A 20572-nucleotide genomic window follows, 5' to 3' on the forward strand; every position below is an offset into this window, starting at 1 on the left:
GTGGAATATCAAGTCCTTAGACCCACTTGAATAATCACTGATGGATTTTTGTTCATTTTCTTGCTCAAGGTCGCTTGCAAAGGGTAGGACTCGTCCTTAAACTTAGTGAATTGTGGGATAAAGTGGATCATAGTGGATCTACTCAATCAGCAACTGAATATTTAGGGATAAATGGGGAATTAACACTGATGTTACGCGGTGCCAGTTCAATCAACCTCGACGCGAAAGGGCGGCTAACCATGCCGACGCGCTATCGCGAGTGGCTGATGGACGAGTGCAACGGACATATGGTGTGCACTATTGATATCAATCATCGCTGCTTATTGCTCTACCCCTTAGCTGAGTGGGAAGAGATAGAACGTAAACTGAAACGCCTATCCAGTATGAATCCTGCGGAGCGTCGATTGCAGCGTTTGCTATTGGGTTACGCCGATGATTGTGAGATGGACAAGAATGGTCGTTTATTAATTCCGCCTCCACTACGCCAACATGCGAGTTTGGAGAAAAAAATTATGCTGGTTGGCCAACTTAATAAGTTTGAGTTGTGGTCAGAAGCGCAGTGGCAACAACAAATTGCCGCAGATATAGCCCTAGAAGAGGAAGTTGATATGTTAACTGACAACCTAAAAGGTTTTTCACTTTAAATGAGTACTGAATTTGTACATACCTCGGTACTGTTGCAAGAGTGTATCGACGGCTTGGCCATCAAAGAAGATGGCATTTATGTAGATGGAACCTTCGGCCGAGGGGGACATAGCCGCGCCATATTGCAACAGCTTGGGCCACAAGGTCGGTTAATTGCCATTGATAGGGATCCGCGTGCCATTGAGGCGGCCAAGCAGTTTGCTGATGACCCTCGCTTTCAAATTGTTCATGGTCCATTTTCAGGAATTGAGCAATACATTACCGAGTTAGGCTTAGCGAAAAAAATTGACGGTGTATTGCTGGATTTGGGCGTGTCTTCTCCTCAGTTAGATGACGCCGAGCGTGGCTTTAGTTTTTTACGCGACGGCCCTCTGGATATGCGGATGGATACCTCACAAGGGCAAACGGCCGCTCAGTGGCTTAGTGAGGCGGCCGAGGAAGATATTGCGTGGGTGATTAAAACCTTTGGCGAAGAAAAGTTCGGCAAGCGAATTGCCCACGGCATTGTCAACGCAAGGCAAGAGCAAGCACTTACCAGCACTCTGCAGCTAGCCAAAATTATTGACCAAGCCTGCCCGGTGAAAGACAAGCATAAGCATCCAGCGACCCGCAGTTTTCAGGCTATTCGTATTTACATTAACAGCGAGCTGGATGAAATCGATAAGGCCTTGTTAGGGGCGATGAACTGTCTGGCCACTGACGGTCGTTTAGCGGTGATTAGCTTTCATTCTCTAGAAGATCGCATGGTGAAGCGTTTCATTCGTAAACAAGAGCAAGGCCAGCAATTTCCCAGAGGTTTACCGTTAACCGAAGCGCAGTTAGCCGGTGGTCGTTATTTGAAAAGCCTTGGGCGAGCGATTAAACCCAGCGCTGAAGAGATTAGTCGCAACCCGCGTGCGCGGAGTTCAGTATTGCGAGTGGCTAAGCGTTTGTAATGGAAGAGTTGAGTCGCCAACCTAATTTGCTACGGGCGATCGCTAAAGATTTATGGCGCAATAAACAACATGTGTTGTTGCTGTTGTTGGTAGTGGTTTCGGCTTTTTGTGTGGTGTGGACTACTCACCATACGCGGATGTTTGTGGAACAGCGTGAAAGCTTAATGATGAGCCGCGATGATTTAAATGTAGAGTGGCGGCATCTATTAATAGAACAAAATGCCTTGGCTGAACATAGCCGAGTGGAAAGTATCGCCAAGAAGCGTTTAGGCATGCACCGACCCAAAATTGAAGAACAAGTGGTAATAAAAAACTAATGAGCAGTAAAGGAAGCAAGCAAAAACTGTTTATTCATTGGCGCTACATGCTGGTGATGGCAGTGGTTTGTCTCGTATTTACTGCTTTGGTGGTTAAGGCTGCGTTTATTCAGGTGATTGCTCCCGAGCAAGCGCTTCGTGAAGGTGACCTCCGCTCGATTCGCACCAAAACTGCTTACTCAGAGCGTGGCATTATTACTGACCGCTTGGGTCATGAACTGGCCGTGAGTGTGCCAGTTAGAGCCATCTGGGCCGATCCCAAACACGTGGTTGAGCAAAACAGTTTCGAGAATACCGAAGCGTGGGCGGCCTTAGCCAAGGTGCTTGATATTGATGTAGAGAGTTTGCAGGCTCGGGTGAGCAATCCGAAGCGTCGCTTTGTATATCTACAGCGTCAGGTTAGCGGCGCGGTGGCCGATTATGTTGAAAAACTCAAAATTAAAGGGGTTTATCTTAAGCCTGAGTCCCGCCGTTTTTATCCCACCGGAGAAGTGAGTGCTCACCTTGTTGGTTTTACCAATATTGATGATCATGGTTTGGAAGGCATCGAGCGCAGTTATGACGATTGGTTAACCGGAGAGCCGGGTAAACGCCAAGTGCGAAAAGACCGTAAAGGTCGCGTGGTAGAAGATTTGGCGGTAATTCAGCAAGCTAAACCGGCGCAAAATATTGCCCTAAGCATTGACCAGCGGATCCAAGCCATCGCTTATCGTGAGTTAAAAAAAGCAGTGGCGGAAACTAAAGCCACTTCTGGCAGCGTGGTGGTATTAGATATCGACACCGGTGAGGTGTTGGCCATGGCAAACAGCCCTTCATTTAATCCCAACGATCGTAAGCAGTTCCAGAGTTACCGCTATCGTAACCGAGCGATTACCGATAGCTACGAGCCCGGTTCTACAGTGAAGCCTTTATCGGTAATAGCGGCTTTGGAACGAGATCAAATATCGGTAAGCAGCACCATTGATACTAATCCCGGCTGGATGCAAATTGGAGGTCGTCGGGTTCGCGATTCACGTAATTATGGTGAAATCAATCTGACCAAGGTGATTCAAAAGTCCAGTAACGTGGCCACCAGTCAACTAGCGCTGAAGGTCGGTGTAGAAGGCATGTTGGATACTTTCTACGCAGTGGGTTTTGGTAATGACGCAGGCTTAGGCTTAGTCGGTGAGTCTGGCGGCCAAATGCCGCAGCGCCGTCGTTGGTCAGACTTTGAGCTCGCTACCCTATCTTTTGGTTACGGCTTAATGGTCACCCCCTTACAGTTAGCCCAAGCATACGCGACTATGGGCTCTGGTGGCATTTTCCGCCCTACCTCGGTAATTAAATTAGAAAAGCCTGTTGCCGGTGAGCGGGTATTTGAAGAAAGCAAGGCCAAAGCCGTTCTGCAAATGATGGAATCGGTAATACAAGACGGTGGTACTGGGCAAAAAGCGGCGGTACCAGGCTATCGAGTAGCAGGCAAAACTGGCACTAGCCGTAAGGCAGTACGTGGCGGTTATGGTGATGATTATGTAGCGATTTTTGCTGGTGTGGCACCGGTGAGCAACCCCAAACTAGCGATAGTGGTATTTGTGAATGAGCCAAAAACCGATCACTACTACGGTGGTGATGTAGCCGCACCGGTGTTCTCTAAGGTGATGCAGGGGGGCTTGCAGTATTTGAACGTCGCACCCGATGAGCAGGGTAGTCAGGTTGTCCAGTTACAAGGAGCTGATCATGGTAATACCTAAGTTGTCAGCCTTGTTGGCTAAATTTGCGATTATCAGCGCGCCGGATATTGAGTTCAAAGATTTATCATTGAACAGCCGGGACATTAACGTTGGTGATGTATTTGTTGCGATTCGCGGCCATCAGGTAGATGGGCGAGCTTATATCGACTCAGCCTTGGCCGCAGGTGCAGTGGCGGTGATTGCCGAAGCCGATGAAGAAAAAGACCATGGAAAAATTGATTGGCTTGGTGAGGTTCCATGTATTGGATTTTGGCGTTTGAGCCAGCAGTTATCGCAATTAGCCGCTGCGGCCTATTTCCCTCAAGGTAACCCGCTGACCTTAATTGGTGTTACTGGTACCAATGGTAAGAGTACGGTCACCCATTTAATTGCTAATTTAGCTAACCTGAGCGGGCGTTCTGCTGCGGTGATGGGTACATTGGGAAATGGTAAACCAGGCGAGTTGCAGGCTTCTGCCAATACCACCGCCGATGCCATCACTATTCAGCGCCAGCTACGTGCCATGCATCAGCAAGGCTTCGATTTAGTGGCTATGGAAATTTCATCACATGGTTTGGTGCAGCAGCGAGTCGCAGCTGTCCCCTTTACCGTGGCCATTTTTACTAACTTGAGTCGTGACCACCTCGATTACCACGGCAGTATGGCTGAATATGGTCGGGCTAAGCAGGCTTTGTTTGATTGGCCCAGCCTAGATTGTCGCCTGATTAACGCCGATGATGGCTTTGGTAAGCAACTATTACAGCATTATCCTTCAGCCCGTTCATTGTCTTTGGAAGATAGCGCAGCCGATTGGCAAATCATCGATTTACAGTTTAGTGAGTTAGGTGCTAGCGGCTATTTGGTTAGCCCGCAAGCTCAGCACGAAAAACTGGCTTTTCATAGTCCCTTATTAGGGCGCTTTAATGCCGACAACCTGCTCGCCGCCATAGCCTGTTTAAATCATCTAGGTCTCGACTTACATAGTATGGTGGGGCAGCTAGCCAAGTTAAACGCAGTTCCTGGGCGAATGGAGTTATTTACCGGTAAACGCTCGGTGGTGGTGGATTACGCGCACACACCGGATGCCTTGGATAAGGCGTTAACTGCGCTGCGCCAGCATTGTCGCGGTGAGTTGATTTGTATCTTCGGTTGCGGTGGTGACCGCGATAAAGGCAAGCGCCCACTGATGGCGAAGGTAGCTGAGCAGAAGGCCGATAGAGTCATCGTGACCGATGACAATCCACGTTTCGAAGATCCTAAAGCCATTGTTGATGACATTCTACTGGGCTTTGAACAAGGTTCTAGAGTATCGGTGATTCACCAGCGCCGTGAAGCGATTGCCTACGCTATTGACCATTCTCAAGCACACGATGTGATTTTGGTCGCTGGTAAAGGCCACGAGAATTACCAAATAATTGGCGCTAAGGCCCATCACTACGATGAACGCGAGTTGGTTCAATCGTTAGTGGAGGTGTCGCTATGATAGCGTTACGCCTTGCTGAACTCGTTCAAGTTTTAGATGCTCGCTTGCTTGGCGAGGACTGCGTGATTGACGCGATTAGTACCGATACCCGTAATGCTATGCCTAGGGCTTTATTTATTGCCCTATCGGGTGAGCGTTTTGATGCTCATGATTTTGCCGATAAAGCATTAGAGCAGGGTGCGGCTGCTTTATTGGTGGAGCGGCCGTTAACGCTGCCTTTGCCACAGCTAGTGGTGGCAGATACGCGTATCGCCCTGGGCTTACTCGCCAGCTATGTTCGTGAGAAACTAAACTTAACCTGCTGTGCTATTACTGGCAGTAACGGCAAAACCACCGTCAAGGAGATGAGCTCCGCCATCTTAGGGCAAGCTTTCCAAGTATTGGCTACCCAAGGCAACTTTAATAACGATATTGGGGTGCCTTTGTCTTTATTAAGAGCCACCGAGCAGCATCAATTGGGGGTATTAGAGCTTGGTGCCAATCATATCGGTGAAATCGCCTATACGGTTAAGCTGGTACAGCCTAGAGTCGCGTTAATTAATAATGTCTCGGCGGCCCATATTGAAGGTTTCGGCTCGCAGCAAGGGGTGCTTAAAGCCAAGTCGGAATTGTTTGGTGGTTTAGGCGCAGAGCAGCTGGCCTTATGCGAATATGCCAGCGATTATCAAGATTATCTCGATCAGGCGGCCATGCCTGCTCAAGTGCAACACTTCTCCTTAGATAATACGGCGGCTGATTATTACGCCAGCGATATTCAAGCTTTGGGGCTGCAAGGCAGTCGCTTTAACTTACATAGCCCAATGGGGCAAATTGAGCTGCAGATTAACTTAGCTGGTTTGCATAATGTGAAGAACGCCGTGGCGGCGAGTGCTTTAGCATTAAATATGGGCGCCAGCTTAAATCAGGTGCAGCAAGGTCTAGCCTCTATGGCGGCTGTTCCCGGTCGTTTAAACCTTCAGTCTTTAACCCGCAATATTGACTTAATTGACGATAGTTACAATGCAAACCCTGCGTCTTTTAAAGCCGCAATTAACATTTTGGCGGGTTTTGAAGGTAAGCGCTTCCTAATCGCTGGGGCCATGGGAGAGATGGGCAAGCAAACCAAACAGGCGCATCAAGAGTTAATTGATCAAGCACTTGACAGAGACATCAGCTTGTATTCTTATGGCGCGTCTTTTGATGAGGTATTGGCAGAAATGGGCCTTACTTCATTAGCGTTCGACAACCATGACATTCTTACCAAGCAGTTGATTGCCGCTTTAGAACAGCAAGCTGAACAAGCCTGTTTAGTGTTAGTTAAAGGGTCCCGCTCGACCCACATGGAAAAAGTCGTTCAACAGTTACAGCAACATTTTAAAAAGGGTTTGCCATGTTAGTTTGGTTGGCGGAGTATCTGCAGCAGTACTTTAGTGGATTTTCGCTATTTGCGTATTTAACTTTTCGAGCAATTGTAAGCATTTTAACGGCTTTAGTGTTTGGTTTATGGATGGGGCCAAAATTAATCCGTCGCTTACAGTTGTTACAGATCGGTCAAACCGTTCGTAATGACGGTCCCGAGTCTCATCTCAGTAAGTCTGGTACTCCGACCATGGGCGGAGTACTGATCATCGCTTCGGTGTTTTTATCAACTTTGTTGTGGGCACGTTTAGATAATCCCTATGTATGGGTGATGCTGTTTGTTTTTGGCAGCTACGGTGCCATTGGTTTTGTTGACGATTACCGCAAGGTGATCCGCAAAGATTCGGCCGGTTTGATTGCCCGTTGGAAGTACTTTTGGCAGTCGGTGGTTGCCCTGGTGGTAGCCTTGTATTTGTACTGGAGTGCCGATTCGGCCGCTCAAACCCAATTGGTATTACCGTTCATTAAAGACATCATGCCTCAGCTAGGTTGGTTGTTTATCCCGCTGACTTATTTGGTGATTGTTGGCAGCAGCAATGCAGTTAACTTAACTGACGGTTTAGATGGCTTAGCCATTATGCCCAGTGTGATGGTGGCTTCTGCGTTTGCCTTAATCGCCTACTTGACTGGGCACGTTAACTTCTCCAGCTACCTATTTATTCCTTATATACCGGCTGCTAGCGAGTTAGTGGTGGTATGTACCGCCATGGTGGGCGCGGGTTTAGCCTTTTTATGGTTTAACACTTATCCGGCGCAAGTCTTCATGGGCGATGTGGGTTCCTTGGCGTTGGGCGCCGCTTTAGGTGTAGTAGCGGTATTGGTTCGTCAAGAGTTGCTTTTGGTGATCATGGGGGGCGTATTTGTGATGGAAACCGTTTCGGTGATCTTACAAGTGGGCTCTTACAAGTTGCGCGGCCAACGTATTTTTAGAATGGCGCCAATCCATCATCATTATGAATTAAAAGGTTGGCCAGAGCCCAGAGTGATTGTGCGGTTTTGGATTATATCGTTGATTTTAGTATTAATCGGTTTAGCCACCCTCAAGGTGCGCTAGAACGAACGAGCAAAGAATGAGAGGACAAAGTGAGTAAATTGCAGCCACAACAACGTTATGCCGTCGTTGGCCTTGGAGCCAGCGGCTTGAGTTGTGTGCGCTTTTTACTGCAGCACAATATCAAGCCGTTAGTCTGTGATACCCGAGAGCATCCTGCGGGTCTTGATGCTCTACCTGCCGAGCTTGAAGTTGTCACTGGCGGTTTACCGCAGCAAGCTTTGTTAGATTGTGATGTGGTGTTGGTGAGTCCTGGAGTAGCTTTGGCTACGCCTGAGTTACAAGCTTTGGCTAAAGCCGGGGTTCAGCTGATTGGCGACGTTGAGCTATTCTGCCATTACGCCAACGCGCCAATTTTGGCTATCACCGGTTCCAATGGTAAGAGCACCGTGACTAGCTTGGTGGGCGAAATGGCTAAGCAGGCCGGTTTAAGCGTGGCGGTGGGCGGTAATATTGGTGTGCCTGCTCTCGACTTGCTCGACCCTCAGGTGCAGTTGTATGTCTTGGAATTATCCAGTTTTCAATTGGAAACCACCCATAGCTTACGCGCCAAGGCGGCCACGGTGTTAAATATTAGCGAAGACCATATGGACCGTTATCCTGGTCTAAATGAGTACATTGCGGCTAAGCATAAAATTGGCCATCAGGCCGAACAGCTGGTAGTGAATCTGGACGACCCACAATCGTGGATTGATGATAGTCCGGCTAGTCGGATCAGTTTCTCGATTCAGCAAACGGCCGATTTTTGGCTTAGCCAAGACCAGGCCTATTTAATGCGTGGCGAGCAAGCCTTAGTGGAAACCAGCACTCTAGCGCTAGTGGGTACCCATAATTATGCCAATATTCTGGCCGCCTTAGCTTTAGCCGAGGCGGCAGGTATCGATTTAGACGCCAGCCTTAAAGCTGCGCAACAATTTGCTGGGCTGGCGCATCGTTGCCAGCTGGTGGCACGTAAAAACGGCATTGCTTGGATTAATGACTCTAAAGCCACCAATGTGGGAGCTACCTTAGCCGCCTTACAAGGCTTGTCTGGCAACTCAGGTCGCTTGTGGCTGATTGCTGGAGGAGATAGTAAGGGCGGTGATCTAGATGAGTTAAAAGCAGCCTTTGCTGAACTGGCTGGGGTGGTCGCCTTTGGTAGAGATAAGCAACGTTTTGTTGAGTTGGCTAATAATGTCTGTTTGAGCGACGATCTAGAATCTGCCTTTAAGTGGTGTGTCGAGCAAGCCAGCAGCGGGGATACCGTGTTGTTATCACCCGCTTGTGCCAGTCTTGATATGTACAAAAACTTTGAAGCGCGTGGTCAGCACTTCTGCCAATTGGTGGAGGACTTATGAGAATAATGGCGAAACCACAGTGGCTTGAAAGTGTTGTTGCACGTTTTAAATGGCCTGAAAGCGCAGCCCAAGAACCTTTGTTATTTGACCGTCATTTATTGTGGTTGGCGCTGTGTTTGATGGTGCTAGGATTGGTCATGGTGGCTTCCTCGTCGATCCCCGAAGGGATTGCGATGAATGATGACCCCTTCCGTTTTACTAAGCGCCATGGTTTGTATTTGTTGTTGTGCTTATGCGCCATCGCTTTTGTGGTGCAAATTCCAGTGGCTTGGTGGCAAAGCCATAACGCCAAATTGTTATTAGCTGCAATCGTTGCCTTAGTATTGGTGCTGGTAGTGGGGCGTAACATTAACGGCAGTAGTCGTTGGATTGGCCTTGGGCCACTTAACATTCAACCCGCTGAATTTGCCAAGTTAGCCTTATTTACTTATTTGGCTGGGTATTTAGTTCGTCGGCATGAGCAAGTTCGAGAGAACTTAAAAGGCTTTTTAAAACCACTCATGGTGTTTTTCTTTTTGGCGGTATTGCTATTAGCTCAACCCGATCTAGGCAGCGTGGTGGTGATGTTTGTTACCACCGTTGGCATGCTGTTTTTGGCTGGCGCTAAATTGATCCAGTTCTTTGGCCTAATTTTTACAGGAGTGGTGGCAGTAGTCACTTTGGTTATTGCCGAACCTTATCGAATGCGCCGGGTTTCTTCCTTTCTAGACCCTTGGCAAGATCCTTTTGGCAGCGGTTATCAGCTGACTCAGTCGTTAATGGCCTTTGGCCGAGGCGACTGGTTGGGTGAAGGCTTAGGTAACTCCATTCAAAAATTAGAGTACTTACCTGAAGCTCACACCGATTTTGTGGTAGCGGTATTGGCCGAGGAATTAGGCTTCATAGGTGTATGCACTGTGTTGCTACTGCAGATATTGCTGGTAAGTCGCGCCTTACGCATTGGTAAACAAGCCTTGTTAGCGGAACAGGCCTTTGCCGGTTATTTAGCCTGCGGTATTGGTATTTGGTTTAGTTTTCAAACCATGGTGAATGTGGGCGCCGCATCGGGCTTAGTGCCAACTAAAGGTCTAACGCTTCCTTTGATTAGTTACGGCGGCTCTAGCTTATTGGCGATGTCCATTGCGGTAGCGGTGTTAATACGCATTGATCATGAGCTGCGCTTGGCCAAGTGTCAGGCCTATAAGCGAGGTGCCCATGGCTGAAGCTAAACAACATAAATTGTTAGTGATGGCGGGTGGCACTGGCGGACATGTTTTTCCTGGCCTAGCGGTGGCCGATTATTTGCGCCAACAAGGTTGGGATGTGTCTTGGTTAGGCACCGCCGAGCGTATGGAAGCTCGTTTAGTGCCGCAGCATGGTTACCCGATTAACTTCATTAGCATTAAAGGGGTGAGAGGGAACGGTTTAGTGCGTAAGCTGGCCGCGCCATTCAAATTGCTTAATGCTATTCGTCAAGCTAGGGCAGTAATCAAAGCCTATCAACCCGATGTGGTATTGGGCATGGGCGGCTTTGCCAGTGGCCCCGGCGGGATTGCCGCTTGGCTATTAGGTAAGCCCTTAATTCTGCATGAGCAAAATGCAGCCGCCGGCCTAACCAATAAAGTACTGAGTAAAATTGCCAGCAAATGTTTGAGCGCCTTTCCTGGAGCCCTCGCAAATGCTGAAGTGGTGGGAAATCCTTTGCGTCAATCGGTGTTGAATTTACCGCCTAAAACAGCCGGTGAGCCTGGTGGTTATAAGCTATTGGTGATTGGTGGTAGCCTAGGTGCTCAGGTGTTTAATCAGCACTTGGCTGCAGGTATCAAACAAAGTGGGTTAGATCTTAAAATTTGGCATCAAGCAGGCGCCGGCAAGCAAGCCAGTGCAGAAGCCGCCTACCAACAGCAGCAACTTGATAAAAATTTGAGTGAAGCTCCTAAAATTGTTGAATTTATTGATGATATGGCAGCAGCATATCAGTGGGCTGATGTGATACTCTGTCGCGCTGGCGCATTAACAGTGTCAGAAGTCGCTGCGGCGGGGGTTCCAGCTATATTTGTGCCTCTGCCCTACGCCGTAGATGACCACCAAACAAAGAATGCGAGGTTTTTGGTGGACACCAAGGCAGCGCGCTTAATTAAACAAGCTGATTTTTCGCCGCAACAAATCGCGGCCGTGTTAAATGAATTTGCCGATCCTAGCTTGCGTTTAACCTGCGCGAATAATGCTAGGAAACAGGCAAGCTACGACGCTACTGAACAGGTAGCGTCGGTATGCCAAAGTATGATTAAAGAGTAAATAGATGAGTAAAGTTGAATTAGCTAAATTACGCACCATGATCCCGGAAATGCGCAAGGTGAAACGTATTCACTTTGTTGGCATTGGCGGGGCAGGCATGGGCGGCATTGCAGAAGTATTAGCTAATGAAGGCTATCAGATATCTGGCTCGGATCAGGCCTTTAGCCCGATGACCGAGCGTTTACAAGCGGTAGGGGCTGAAGTGTTTTTAGGCCATCAGCCAAGCAATATCGCCGGTGCTCATGTAGTGGTGGTCTCTACTGCGATTAAAGAAGATAATCCAGAGGTTACTGCCGCTCGGGCTGCGCGTATTCCGGTGGTTCGCCGCGCCGAAATGTTGGCCGAGTTAATGCGTTATCGACATGGTGTAGCGGTAGCGGGTACTCATGGTAAGACCACTACCACTAGCCTGATTGCCAGCATCTACGGTCAAGCTGAGTTAGACCCTACCTTTGTTATCGGTGGTCTGCTCAATAGCGCCGGTACTAATGCTCGTTTAGGCAGTAGTCGCTATTTGATTGCCGAAGCCGACGAGAGTGATGCCTCATTTTTGCATCTGCAACCGATGGTGGCGGTGGTCACTAACGTAGAACCTGACCACATGGAAACCTATGGTGGCGATGAAGCTCAGCTACATGCTACCTTCATCGATTTTCTGCATAATTTGCCGTTTTATGGTGTCGCGGTGATGTGTATTGACGATGCCGGGGTTAGAGACTTATTACCGAAGATTGGCCGTCAGATCATCACCTACGGTTTTTCTGAGGGCGCCGATGTTCAAATTAAAGATTTTGTTCAGCAGGGTGATCGCTGCTGTTTTAGTGTGCATCGTCATGGCTATGAACAATTAGATATTTGTTTGAATATGCCGGGTGAGCACAACGCCTTAAACGCGGCTGCTGCGATTGCGGTAGCCAGTGAAGACGGCATTGCTGATAGCGCTATTGTAGAAGCGCTGAATCGCTTTGCGGGTATCGGCCGTCGTTTTCAGCAATATGGCGAATTTGACACCGGTAAGGGCTCGGTATTGTTGGTGGATGATTACGGTCATCACCCTACTGAAGTACAGGCAACGCTTAAAGCAGCTAGAGCGGCTTGGCCTGAACGCCGCCTAGTGATGGCTTTTCAGCCTCACCGCTATTCACGTACCCGTGATCTCTACGAAGATTTTGTGGATGTATTGGCGCAGGTAGACAGTTTGTTGCTGCTAGAGGTGTACTCGGCCGGTGAAGATGTGATTGCGGGTGCCGATAGTCGCGCCTTGTGTCGCAGCTTGAGGCAGCGCGGTTTAGAGCCGATTTATGTAAAACAACCAGATGAGTTGAATGCCTTGCTTGCTGATGTACTGCAAGATGGCGACGTGCTACTGACTCAGGGGGCGGGAAATATTGGCGTATTGGCCCGTCAACTGGGCGAGTTACAGCTCAATATCAGTCAGTTGAAAGGTAGTAATAGTTAATGGCGAGTGTACGAATGAAGCGAGTAGCCGTGTTGTATGGCGGTAAGTCTGCGGAACGCGAAGTGTCTTTAAGGTCGGGCAAAGCGGTGCTGGCCGGTTTGTTACGCGCAGGAATTAATGCCGACGGCATTGATACGCGCGATGTTGATTTGAGCTTGCTGAAACAAAAAAAATATAGCCATGTATTTATTGCCTTACATGGACGTGGTGGAGAAGACGGTACCTTGCAAGGGGCCTTAGAGTATTTGAACTTGCCTTATACCGGCAGTCGAGTATTGGGTTCCGCCTTAGCGATGGATAAGATCCGCTGTAAGCAGATTTGGCAAAATATGGGCTTGCCCACCGCGGCGTATGCGATTGTAGATCAGCAAAGTTACCAAACTGAACAGGCTGAGGCTATGTTGCAACAGTTGGGTGGAGAGGTGATTGTAAAGCCTGCTTTGGAAGGTTCAAGTATTGGTATGGCCAAGGCAAGTACTCCGGCGCAGCTTGAGCAAGCGATTGATGATGCCTTCGCTTACGACTCAAGGGTATTAGTAGAGCAATGGATTAGCGGTGCCGAATATACCGTATCGATACTGGGTGATCAGGTTTTGCCTTCCATTAGAATGCAAACGCCACATGCTTTTTATGATTATGACGCCAAGTATCAGAGTAATTCTACCGAATACTTTTGCCCAAGTGGGCTTAGTGAGCAGCAAGAGCAAGAGTTGGCCGAGATTGCCATGCAAGCCTTTAAAGCGGTGGATTGTGAAGGTTGGGGACGGGTCGATTTTATGGCCGATGCCCAGGGCAACTGGTATCTCTTGGAAGTAAATACTTCACCGGGGATGACTGAAAAGAGTTTAGTTCCAATGGCGGCGAAACAGCATGGGCTGAACTTTGACCAGTTGGTCGTGAGCATATTGGATTTGGCGCACTAGATGATGCAATGGCAGCTAAACGAACAACAAAAACAACGCTTTGGCTATTGGTCAGGAGTGGTGTTTTTTGTCTTGGTATTGTTTAGCTTGGCTTATGCGATTAACTCGGTTTATCGCAGTGTGAGTGATAAGCAGTTAAGTCCGATGCAACGTTTGCTGGTATCTGGTACTCGCGATTATGTGCTGGATGAAGAGCTACAACAAAGTTTGGCGGCTCTGCCCGAGGCGGGTAATTTTTTTAGCTTGGAAGTGTCTGAGGTAAAGCAGCAATTAGAGCGCTTACCTTGGGTAAAACAAGTAACGGTACGTAAGCAATGGCCAGATAAATTATCGATTGCCTTGCAAGAACAACAAGTGGTTGCACGCTGGAACAACGCAGCCTTGCTTAATCAGCAAGGCGAGATATTTGAAGCGCCGCAACAACGAATAAGTGTTGAGCTGGCTTCGCTGAGTGGACCTGATGAACAAGCGCAACGAGTGCTAAATACATTTCGTCAGCTACAGCGGGTATTACAAGGCCGCCAATTAAGTATTACTAGGTTGGCACTGAATGAGCGACATGCTTGGCAAGTAGAACTTACTGGCGGCATCTTACTCAAGTTGGGTAAGGAAGATAAGCTCAATCGAGTTGAGCGCTTTGTATCGGTTTATCCGCAGCTTCAAGCGGATAACGTGGAATATGTAGATTTACGCTATGACACTGGTTTTGCAGTGGGATGGAAGAAACGGGAAGGTTTGGTAAGTAATGACCAAAGTAACGGATAGAAAGCTAATCGTGGGCCTAGACATAGGTAGCGCTAAAATTACCGCTTTAATTGGTGAAGTGCTGCCAGGTAACGAGATGAGTATCATTGGTGTTGGTAGTCATCCGGCTAAGGGCATGGATAAAGGCGGTGTGAACGATCTTGACTCGGTGGTTAAGACGGTTCAGCGCGCTCTGCAGGAAGCCGAACTGATGGCTGATTGCAAGATTAGCTCTGTTTACCTTGGGGTGTCGGGCCGTCACATTCGTTGCTTAAACGAAAAAGGCATGGTGCCAATTAGCGATGAGGAAGTGACTCAGGATGACGTGGATAATGCCATCCATACTGCCAAGTCAATCAAGTTGCCAGACGAGCATCGTATTTTACACGTATTGCCGCAAGAGTTTGCCATCGATTTTCAAGAAGGGATTAAGAATCCGATTGGTTTATCTGGCGTGAGAATGGAAGCCAAAGTTCACTTAATCGCCTGCCATAACGATATGGTGAAAAACATTGTTAAATGTGTTGAGCGCTGCGATTTAAAAGTGGATCAGTTGATTTTTTCAGCCTTGGCTTCTAGCTATGCAGTATTAACCGAAGATGAAAAGGAACTCGGCGTTTGCGTGGTTGATATCGGCTCTGGCACCATGGATATCGCGGTATATACCAGCGGAGCCTTGCGTCATACCTCGGTGATCCCTTTTGCTGGGAACTCGGTGACACGCGATATTGCCACGGTATTTGGCACACCACTGAATGATGCTGAGGCGGTTAAGGTTCGTTATGGTTGCGCTTTAGGCAGTATGGTGGGTAGAGATGATACCATTGAGGTACCCAGCGTGGGAGGACGTCCTTCGCGTAGCTTACAGCGGCAAACGCTAGCAGAAGTGATAGAACCTCGTTACAGCGAACTATTTGGCATGATTAAGTCCAAATTAGATGAATTGGCTGAAGATTTACAGACTCAAGGTTGCAAGTTACAACTGGGGGCTGGAGTGGTGCTCACTGGTGGAGCAGCACAGATAGAGGGCGTAGTGGAATGCGCCGAAAACATTTTGCAGTGTCAGGTGCGGGTTGGTTCCGCCAACAAAGTCGCCGGCCTGACTGAATACGTACAGGCTCCAACTTACTCTACAGCAGTAGGTTTGTTGCATTACGGCATGGAAAACCAGAATGAAAAACCTGTTGAAGTAAAAAACATCAGTAGTGTTGGCAACATCGCTAAGCGACTGCATAGCTGGTTTAAAGGTGAATTTTAATTTTTGCTCAGTAGCGAAAATCAAGCGGAGAGAGAACTATGTTTGAGATTATGGATAGTCATACCGATGAAGCGGTAATTAAAGTTGTTGGCGTTGGTGGCGGCGGCGGTAATGCTGTTGAACACATGGTCGCGCAATCGATTGAAGGTGTTGAATTCATCACCATCAACACCGATGCTCAGGCCTTACGCAACTCTGGTGCAGACAATACCTTGCAAATTGGTGGGGCCATCACCAAAGGGCTAGGGGCCGGTGCTAATCCCGAAGTGGGACGTGAAGCGGCGATGGAAGATCGTGATGCCATCATGAGCCAGTTACAGGGTGCCGATATGGTGTTCATCGCTGCCGGCATGGGTGGCGGTACTGGTACCGGTGCAGCACCGGTTGTGGCAGAGGTAGCTAAAGAGTTAGGTATTCTTACCGTGGCGGTGGTGACTAAACCCTTCGGTTTTGAAGGCAAAAAGCGCAGTAGTTATGCCCAACAAGGGATTGAGCAACTGAGTAAAAATGTTGACTCATTAATTACTATTCCTAACGACAAGTTGTTAAAAGTATTAGGCCGTGGCGTATCCTTGCTGGATGCTTTTAAAGCTGCCAATAACGTATTGCTAGGTGCGGTACAAGGGATTGCCGAGTTGATTACTCGTCCCGGTTTAATCAACGTGGATTTCGCCGACGTTCGCACAGTTATGCGTGAAATGGGTACGGCTATGATGGGTACCGGTATTGCCTCTGGTGAAGACCGCGCCGAAGAAGCCGCCGAATTAGCGATTTCTAGCCCCTTATTAGAAGATGTCGACCTAGCTGGCGCACGTGGTATTTTGGTTAACATTACCGCAGGCTTTGATATGAGCATTGAAGAGTTTGAAACCGTGGGTAATGCGGTTAAAGGCTTTGCTTCTGAGAATGCTACTGTAGTAGTGGGTGCGGTTATCGACCCTGAAATGAGTGATGAATTGCGAGTCACGGTGGTCGCTACTGGTATTGGTGCTGAGCGCCGCCCAGATATTTCAATTGTGAAGACCCAGCAAGCAGTAAATGCTGAGCCGGTTTCGCACTCGATGGCTATCGATTCAGCCCCTATTGTGGAAGAAAAAGCAGCAGTGGTTAATGCAGAGCCGCGCACTAGCGCGAGTGATGGTGACTATTTAGACATCCCAGCATTCTTACGTCGCCAAGCAGATTAATCTGTTATTAAATGGTCAAGTTTTAGACATATGTTTGTGATCAGATTCAAACTTGTGTTAAGATGTCGGACCATCTAGTTTATTGGTCGTAAAAGCAGAGGAAAATTTATGCTTAAACAACGGACTCTTAAAAAGTCAGTACAAGCGACAGGGATCGGTTTGCATTCAGGGCATAAGGTCACTATGGCCTTGCGTCCAGCACCTGCAAATACAGGAATCCTGTTCAATCGTACCGATCTTGATCCGGTTGTAACGATCCCTGCAAAAGCAGAATTGGTGCGTGACACTATGTTATGTACCTGTTTAATTGATGATGCTGGTAACCGTATTTCTACGGTAGAGCATTTGATGGCTGCGATTGCGGCGTTAGGCTTGGATAACTTAATTATTGATGTTGATGCCCCCGAACTGCCAGTAATGGACGGAAGTTCGAGTCCTTTTGTATTTTTATTGCAATCGGCTGGTATTGAAGAACAAGCTGCGGCGAAGAAGTTTATTCGTATTAAGCAAGCTATCCGTGTTGAACACGAAGATAAGTGGGCCGAATTATTGCCAAGCAATGATGGCTTTACCATTGATTTCTCTATTGATTTTGACCACCCAGCGATGGAAGGCCGTAATCAGCAGATTTCAATGAACTTCTCTGCGGATACCTTTGTGAAAGATATTAGCCGCGCTAGAACCTTTGGTTTCATGCGTGATATTGAATATCTTCAATCGAAAAACTTAGCCCTTGGCGGAAGTTTGGAAAATGCTGTGGTGTTAGATGAATATCGAATTCTTAACGAAGATGGCCTTCGTTATGAAGATGAATTTGTTAAACATAAGTTGTTAGATGCAGTGGGTGATTTATATATGGCAGGTCTGCCTATTTTAGGTCATTTACGCGCTCATAAATCGGGGCATGCACTGAACAACAATTTGGTTCGAGCCCTATTAGAACAACAACATGCTTGGGAAATTGTCACCTTTGAAGACAAATCCGAAGCACCTGCTGCCTATCGGCAAACGGTTTTTAGTTTCCAATACCTCAAATTGGTCGGCGCTGGCTAACTCTCTCCGCTCAGCGCCGCTAATTTCTCTAGCTTTTCTCTTAATTCATCCGGTACGTGTTGTGCCAATTCTGTGATATGTTTAGCTGCTTGAGGGCTTAGCTGGCGTTTTCCAGTGCTTTTTTGTTCAGCTTCTGGTTTAATGTTCTTCAATTCGGGATTTATTTTTAGTTCCAAACTGACAACGCCTGGTAAGGCTTTACGTAATTCGCTAAGCAACTCAAAACGAAATTGTTTTAGTCGAGTTAACCAAGCTGAGCTAGGCGCTTCGATAATGGCGACTCCCTGACGCATATTAACGATACGGCATTGCTGTAGTTTGTAGCGTGCCAGTACGTCATTAGATAGCTGCTGTAAACGAGCTCGTTGTAGCAGGGGTTGCTCTAATTGAGCAAATTGCTTCTGGTGAAAGATGCGTTCGATGGAAAGCGGTTGATGTTGTCGTTTGGACATAAGTTTATTAGTTAGGTATGAGATTAAGTTTAGTATACGCGCATAAAGGCGAGACAAGAACTATTCGATTAAATCCGCTCAGGCTGGCTTGGTTTGCTTTCTTGCTGGTGGCGTTTTTATGCAGTGTCGCTTTGTGGGGCGTGCAGCAATACCAAAATTTGGCAGCGAAGCAGGTTCAATTATTAGTGCAGTTAGATGAACTGCGAGCTGAACCTAAATTGCAGCAATTCGAGGCTCAATTACGCCAACGATACTCGCAGTTAGCAAGCAAGGTTGGGCAAATGCAAGCGGAAATGACCCGTTTAAATGCGCTTGGTGCCCGTCTAGTAGAAGACAGCGAGTTAGCCGCAGAATTTGATTTTTCCAACAGCCCTCCAATGGGCGGACCGATGCTTGAGTTTGCTGGTGGTCCACAGCCCGAAAATTTATTTTTTGATTTAGCTGAATTAGAGCAACAGCTCGGTTTACATAAAAAATCCCTCTCCTTGCTTGAATCTTGGCAACAAAGTCACCATCTAGCTACTAGCAGTTATATTTCTGGTTGGCCAGCTCGAGGTCCAGGAGTTTGGATTTCGTCACCGTTTGGTACACGGGTTGATCCTTTTACTAAACGAAAAGCGCGTCACAAAGGGGTTGATATTGCCGGTAAAGAAGGCACCCCGATCCGTTCAGTAGGGGCTGGAGTGGTTGTGTGGGCTGGCGAGCGTTTTGGTTACGGCAACTTGGTAGAAGTTGAACATGGTAACGGAATGGTAACGCGTTACGCGCATGCTAAAGCAGTATTAGTAAAAGAAGGTGATGTAGTAAATAAAGGGGATGAAATAGCCTTAATGGGCAGCACCGGCCGCTCTACAGGTTCTCATGTGCACTTTGAAGTGCTTAAGCATGGTCGTCAGCTGAACCCCAGTCAGTTTATTTACCGCAAAACCAATGCCTAGAAAATTGGATTTCGTCTTAGCAAAAGTAGTGTTTCATGATTAGTAAATTAGTAACAAAGATCGTTGGTACTCGAAATGACCGTACCATCAAAAAGATGCGTAAAATAGTTAATGCTATTAACGCCCTAGAGCCAGAATACGAAAAGTTATCTGCCGAACAAATCAAAGCCAAAGCCGGCGAGTTTAGGCAGCGTTTAGAGCAGGGTGAGAGCTTAGAGCAGATCCTTCCTGAAGCCTTTGCCGTGGTACGTGAAGCGTCTAAGCGGGTATTTGAAATGCGCCACTTTGATGTGCAAATGATTGGCGGCATGGTTCTCAACGACAATAAAATTGCTGAAATGCGCACAGGTGAAGGTAAAACCCTTACCGCCACCTTACCGGCCTACTTAAATGGTGTTACTGGTAAAGGCGTGCATGTGATTACCGTGAACGATTACTTGGCGCAGCGTGACGCCGATTGGAATCGTCCTTTATTCGAATACTTGGGTCTAAGCGTAGCTGTCAATATCGCTGGCATGGATCATGAAGCGAAAAAAGCCGCTTATGCTGCCGACATCACCTACGGAACTAACAACGAATTTGGTTTCGACTATTTGCGTGACAACATGGCCTTTGCACCAGAGCAACGGGTACAACGTCCACTTAATTATGCGATTGTCGATGAAGTGGATTCGATCTTAATCGATGAAGCGCGAACTCCGTTGATTATTTCTGGACCAGCTGAGGATAGCTCGGAGCTGTATAAGAAGGTTAACGATATTATTCCACTGTTGGTTCGCCAAGAGGAAGAGGATACCGAAGAAGTGATTGGTGACGGTCACTACACCCTTGATGAGAAGAATAAACAAGTTCACTTGACCGAAACTGGGCAAATTTTCGTAGAAGAGACTCTTCAGCAACGCGGTATCTTGGAGCAGGGCGACTCTTTATATAACGCTGCTAATATCAGCCTATTGCATCACGTGAATGCTGGGCTACGAGCGCATACCCTGTTTGAGCGTAATGTGGATTACATCGTAAGCGACAACAACGAAATTGTTATCGTAGATGAACATACTGGCCGTACCATGCCGGGGCGTCGTTGGTCTGAAGGTTTGCATCAGGCGGTAGAAGCCAAAGAAGGCGTGCCTATTCAAAACGAAAACCAAACCTTGGCCTCGATTACTTTCCAAAACTATTTCCGTCTTTATGAAGTACTTGCAGGTATGACAGGTACAGCGGACACGGAAGCATTTGAATTCCAGTCAATCTACGGTTTAGAAACAGTTGTTATTCCAACTAACAAACCGATGATCCGTGATGACCGTGCCGATTTAGTTTATTTAACGCAAGAAGAAAAGTACGAAGCAATCTTAGCGGATATCCGTGATTGCCAAGAGCGTGGTCAGCCTGTGCTTGTGGGTACT

General features: G+C 47.7%; 19 protein-coding genes. 18 read left to right on the forward strand and 1 reads right to left on the reverse strand.

Features of this window, described 5'->3' with window-relative positions; translation table 11 throughout:
- Positions 1–188 precede the first annotated feature (188 nt).
- The 16 genes from mraZ to lpxC all read left to right on the forward strand — a co-directional run bounded on the left by mraZ (position 189) and on the right by lpxC (position 17776).
- Positions 189–644, forward strand: coding sequence for a division/cell wall cluster transcriptional repressor MraZ (gene mraZ / locus ACQY6Q_RS17515; RefSeq protein ID WP_427983442.1), 456 nt, complete (start codon positions 189–191; stop codon positions 642–644).
- Positions 645–1580 (forward strand): 16S rRNA (cytosine(1402)-N(4))-methyltransferase RsmH, encoded by a 936-nt coding sequence (rsmH, locus tag ACQY6Q_RS17520; protein WP_427983418.1) that lies wholly within the window; start codon positions 645–647, stop codon positions 1578–1580.
- Entirely contained in the window at positions 1580–1897 is a 318-nt protein-coding gene (gene ftsL / locus ACQY6Q_RS17525) for a cell division protein FtsL (protein ID WP_427983420.1), read from the forward strand. Before rsmH ends, ftsL begins: the two co-directional genes overlap by 1 nt.
- On the forward strand, positions 1897–3627 hold the full coding sequence (locus ACQY6Q_RS17530; RefSeq protein WP_427983422.1) for a penicillin-binding transpeptidase domain-containing protein: 1731 nt from the start codon (positions 1897–1899) through the stop codon (positions 3625–3627). The genes ftsL and ACQY6Q_RS17530 overlap by 1 nt, the downstream gene beginning before the upstream one ends.
- Positions 3614–5089 carry a UDP-N-acetylmuramoyl-L-alanyl-D-glutamate--2,6-diaminopimelate ligase gene (murE, locus tag ACQY6Q_RS17535; protein ID WP_427983423.1) on the forward strand — a complete coding sequence of 492 codons (1476 nt, stop codon included), beginning with the start codon at positions 3614–3616 and terminating at the stop codon, positions 5087–5089. Before ACQY6Q_RS17530 ends, murE begins: the two co-directional genes overlap by 14 nt.
- The gene (locus tag ACQY6Q_RS17540) at positions 5086–6465 is read left to right on the forward strand and encodes a UDP-N-acetylmuramoyl-tripeptide--D-alanyl-D-alanine ligase (RefSeq protein ID WP_427983425.1); all 1380 of its coding nucleotides are present in this window, start codon (positions 5086–5088) and stop codon (positions 6463–6465) included. Before murE ends, ACQY6Q_RS17540 begins: the two co-directional genes overlap by 4 nt.
- Positions 6459–7541 carry a phospho-N-acetylmuramoyl-pentapeptide-transferase gene (gene mraY / locus ACQY6Q_RS17545; protein WP_055732801.1) on the forward strand — a complete coding sequence of 361 codons (1083 nt, stop codon included), beginning with the start codon at positions 6459–6461 and terminating at the stop codon, positions 7539–7541. The genes ACQY6Q_RS17540 and mraY overlap by 7 nt, the downstream gene beginning before the upstream one ends.
- A gap of 29 nt (positions 7542–7570) precedes the next feature.
- The gene (murD, locus tag ACQY6Q_RS17550) at positions 7571–8875 is read left to right on the forward strand and encodes a UDP-N-acetylmuramoyl-L-alanine--D-glutamate ligase (RefSeq protein ID WP_427983426.1); all 1305 of its coding nucleotides are present in this window, start codon (positions 7571–7573) and stop codon (positions 8873–8875) included.
- Complete coding sequence (gene ftsW / locus ACQY6Q_RS17555) at positions 8872–10077, forward strand: cell division protein FtsW (RefSeq protein WP_427983428.1); 1206 nt, start codon at positions 8872–8874, stop codon at positions 10075–10077. Before murD ends, ftsW begins: the two co-directional genes overlap by 4 nt.
- Entirely contained in the window at positions 10070–11152 is a 1083-nt protein-coding gene (murG, locus tag ACQY6Q_RS17560; protein WP_427983429.1) for an undecaprenyldiphospho-muramoylpentapeptide beta-N-acetylglucosaminyltransferase, read from the forward strand. The genes ftsW and murG overlap by 8 nt, the downstream gene beginning before the upstream one ends.
- 4 nt (positions 11153–11156) lie before the next feature.
- The gene (gene murC, locus ACQY6Q_RS17565; protein WP_427983430.1) at positions 11157–12611 is read left to right on the forward strand and encodes a UDP-N-acetylmuramate--L-alanine ligase; all 1455 of its coding nucleotides are present in this window, start codon (positions 11157–11159) and stop codon (positions 12609–12611) included.
- Complete coding sequence (locus ACQY6Q_RS17570) at positions 12611–13534, forward strand: D-alanine--D-alanine ligase (protein WP_427983432.1); 924 nt, start codon at positions 12611–12613, stop codon at positions 13532–13534. The genes murC and ACQY6Q_RS17570 overlap by 1 nt, the downstream gene beginning before the upstream one ends.
- Positions 13535–14299 (forward strand): cell division protein FtsQ/DivIB, encoded by a 765-nt coding sequence (locus tag ACQY6Q_RS17575; protein ID WP_427983433.1) that lies wholly within the window; start codon positions 13535–13537, stop codon positions 14297–14299.
- Entirely contained in the window at positions 14280–15536 is a 1257-nt protein-coding gene (ftsA, locus tag ACQY6Q_RS17580) for a cell division protein FtsA (RefSeq protein WP_427983434.1), read from the forward strand. The genes ACQY6Q_RS17575 and ftsA overlap by 20 nt, the downstream gene beginning before the upstream one ends.
- Before the next feature lie 38 nt (positions 15537–15574).
- Positions 15575–16723 carry a cell division protein FtsZ gene (gene ftsZ, locus ACQY6Q_RS17585; RefSeq protein WP_427983435.1) on the forward strand — a complete coding sequence of 383 codons (1149 nt, stop codon included), beginning with the start codon at positions 15575–15577 and terminating at the stop codon, positions 16721–16723.
- A 108-nt stretch (positions 16724–16831) separates the two neighbouring features.
- Complete coding sequence (lpxC, locus tag ACQY6Q_RS17590; RefSeq protein WP_427983437.1) at positions 16832–17776, forward strand: UDP-3-O-acyl-N-acetylglucosamine deacetylase; 945 nt, start codon at positions 16832–16834, stop codon at positions 17774–17776.
- Here the strand turns inward: lpxC and ACQY6Q_RS17595 are convergent.
- Positions 17773–18228, reverse strand: a complete 456-nt coding sequence (locus tag ACQY6Q_RS17595; protein WP_427983439.1) for a DUF721 domain-containing protein — start codon at positions 18226–18228, stop codon at positions 17773–17775. The two genes, lpxC and ACQY6Q_RS17595, sit on opposite strands and share 4 nt — an antisense overlap.
- Before the next feature lie 17 nt (positions 18229–18245).
- On the opposite strand from ACQY6Q_RS17595, the gene ACQY6Q_RS17600 reads away from it, so the two are divergent.
- Both ACQY6Q_RS17600 and ACQY6Q_RS17605 read left to right on the forward strand, forming a co-directional pair.
- The gene (locus tag ACQY6Q_RS17600) at positions 18246–19166 is read left to right on the forward strand and encodes a peptidoglycan DD-metalloendopeptidase family protein (RefSeq protein WP_427983440.1); all 921 of its coding nucleotides are present in this window, start codon (positions 18246–18248) and stop codon (positions 19164–19166) included.
- Between the two features lie 35 nt (positions 19167–19201).
- Positions 19202–20572, forward strand: a 1371-nt coding sequence (locus ACQY6Q_RS17605) for a DEAD/DEAH box helicase (protein ID WP_427983441.1), incomplete at its 3' end; no start/stop codon positions are given.

The organism is Agarivorans sp. (assembly GCF_050295395.1).
Classification (GTDB): domain Bacteria; phylum Pseudomonadota; class Gammaproteobacteria; order Enterobacterales; family Celerinatantimonadaceae; genus Agarivorans.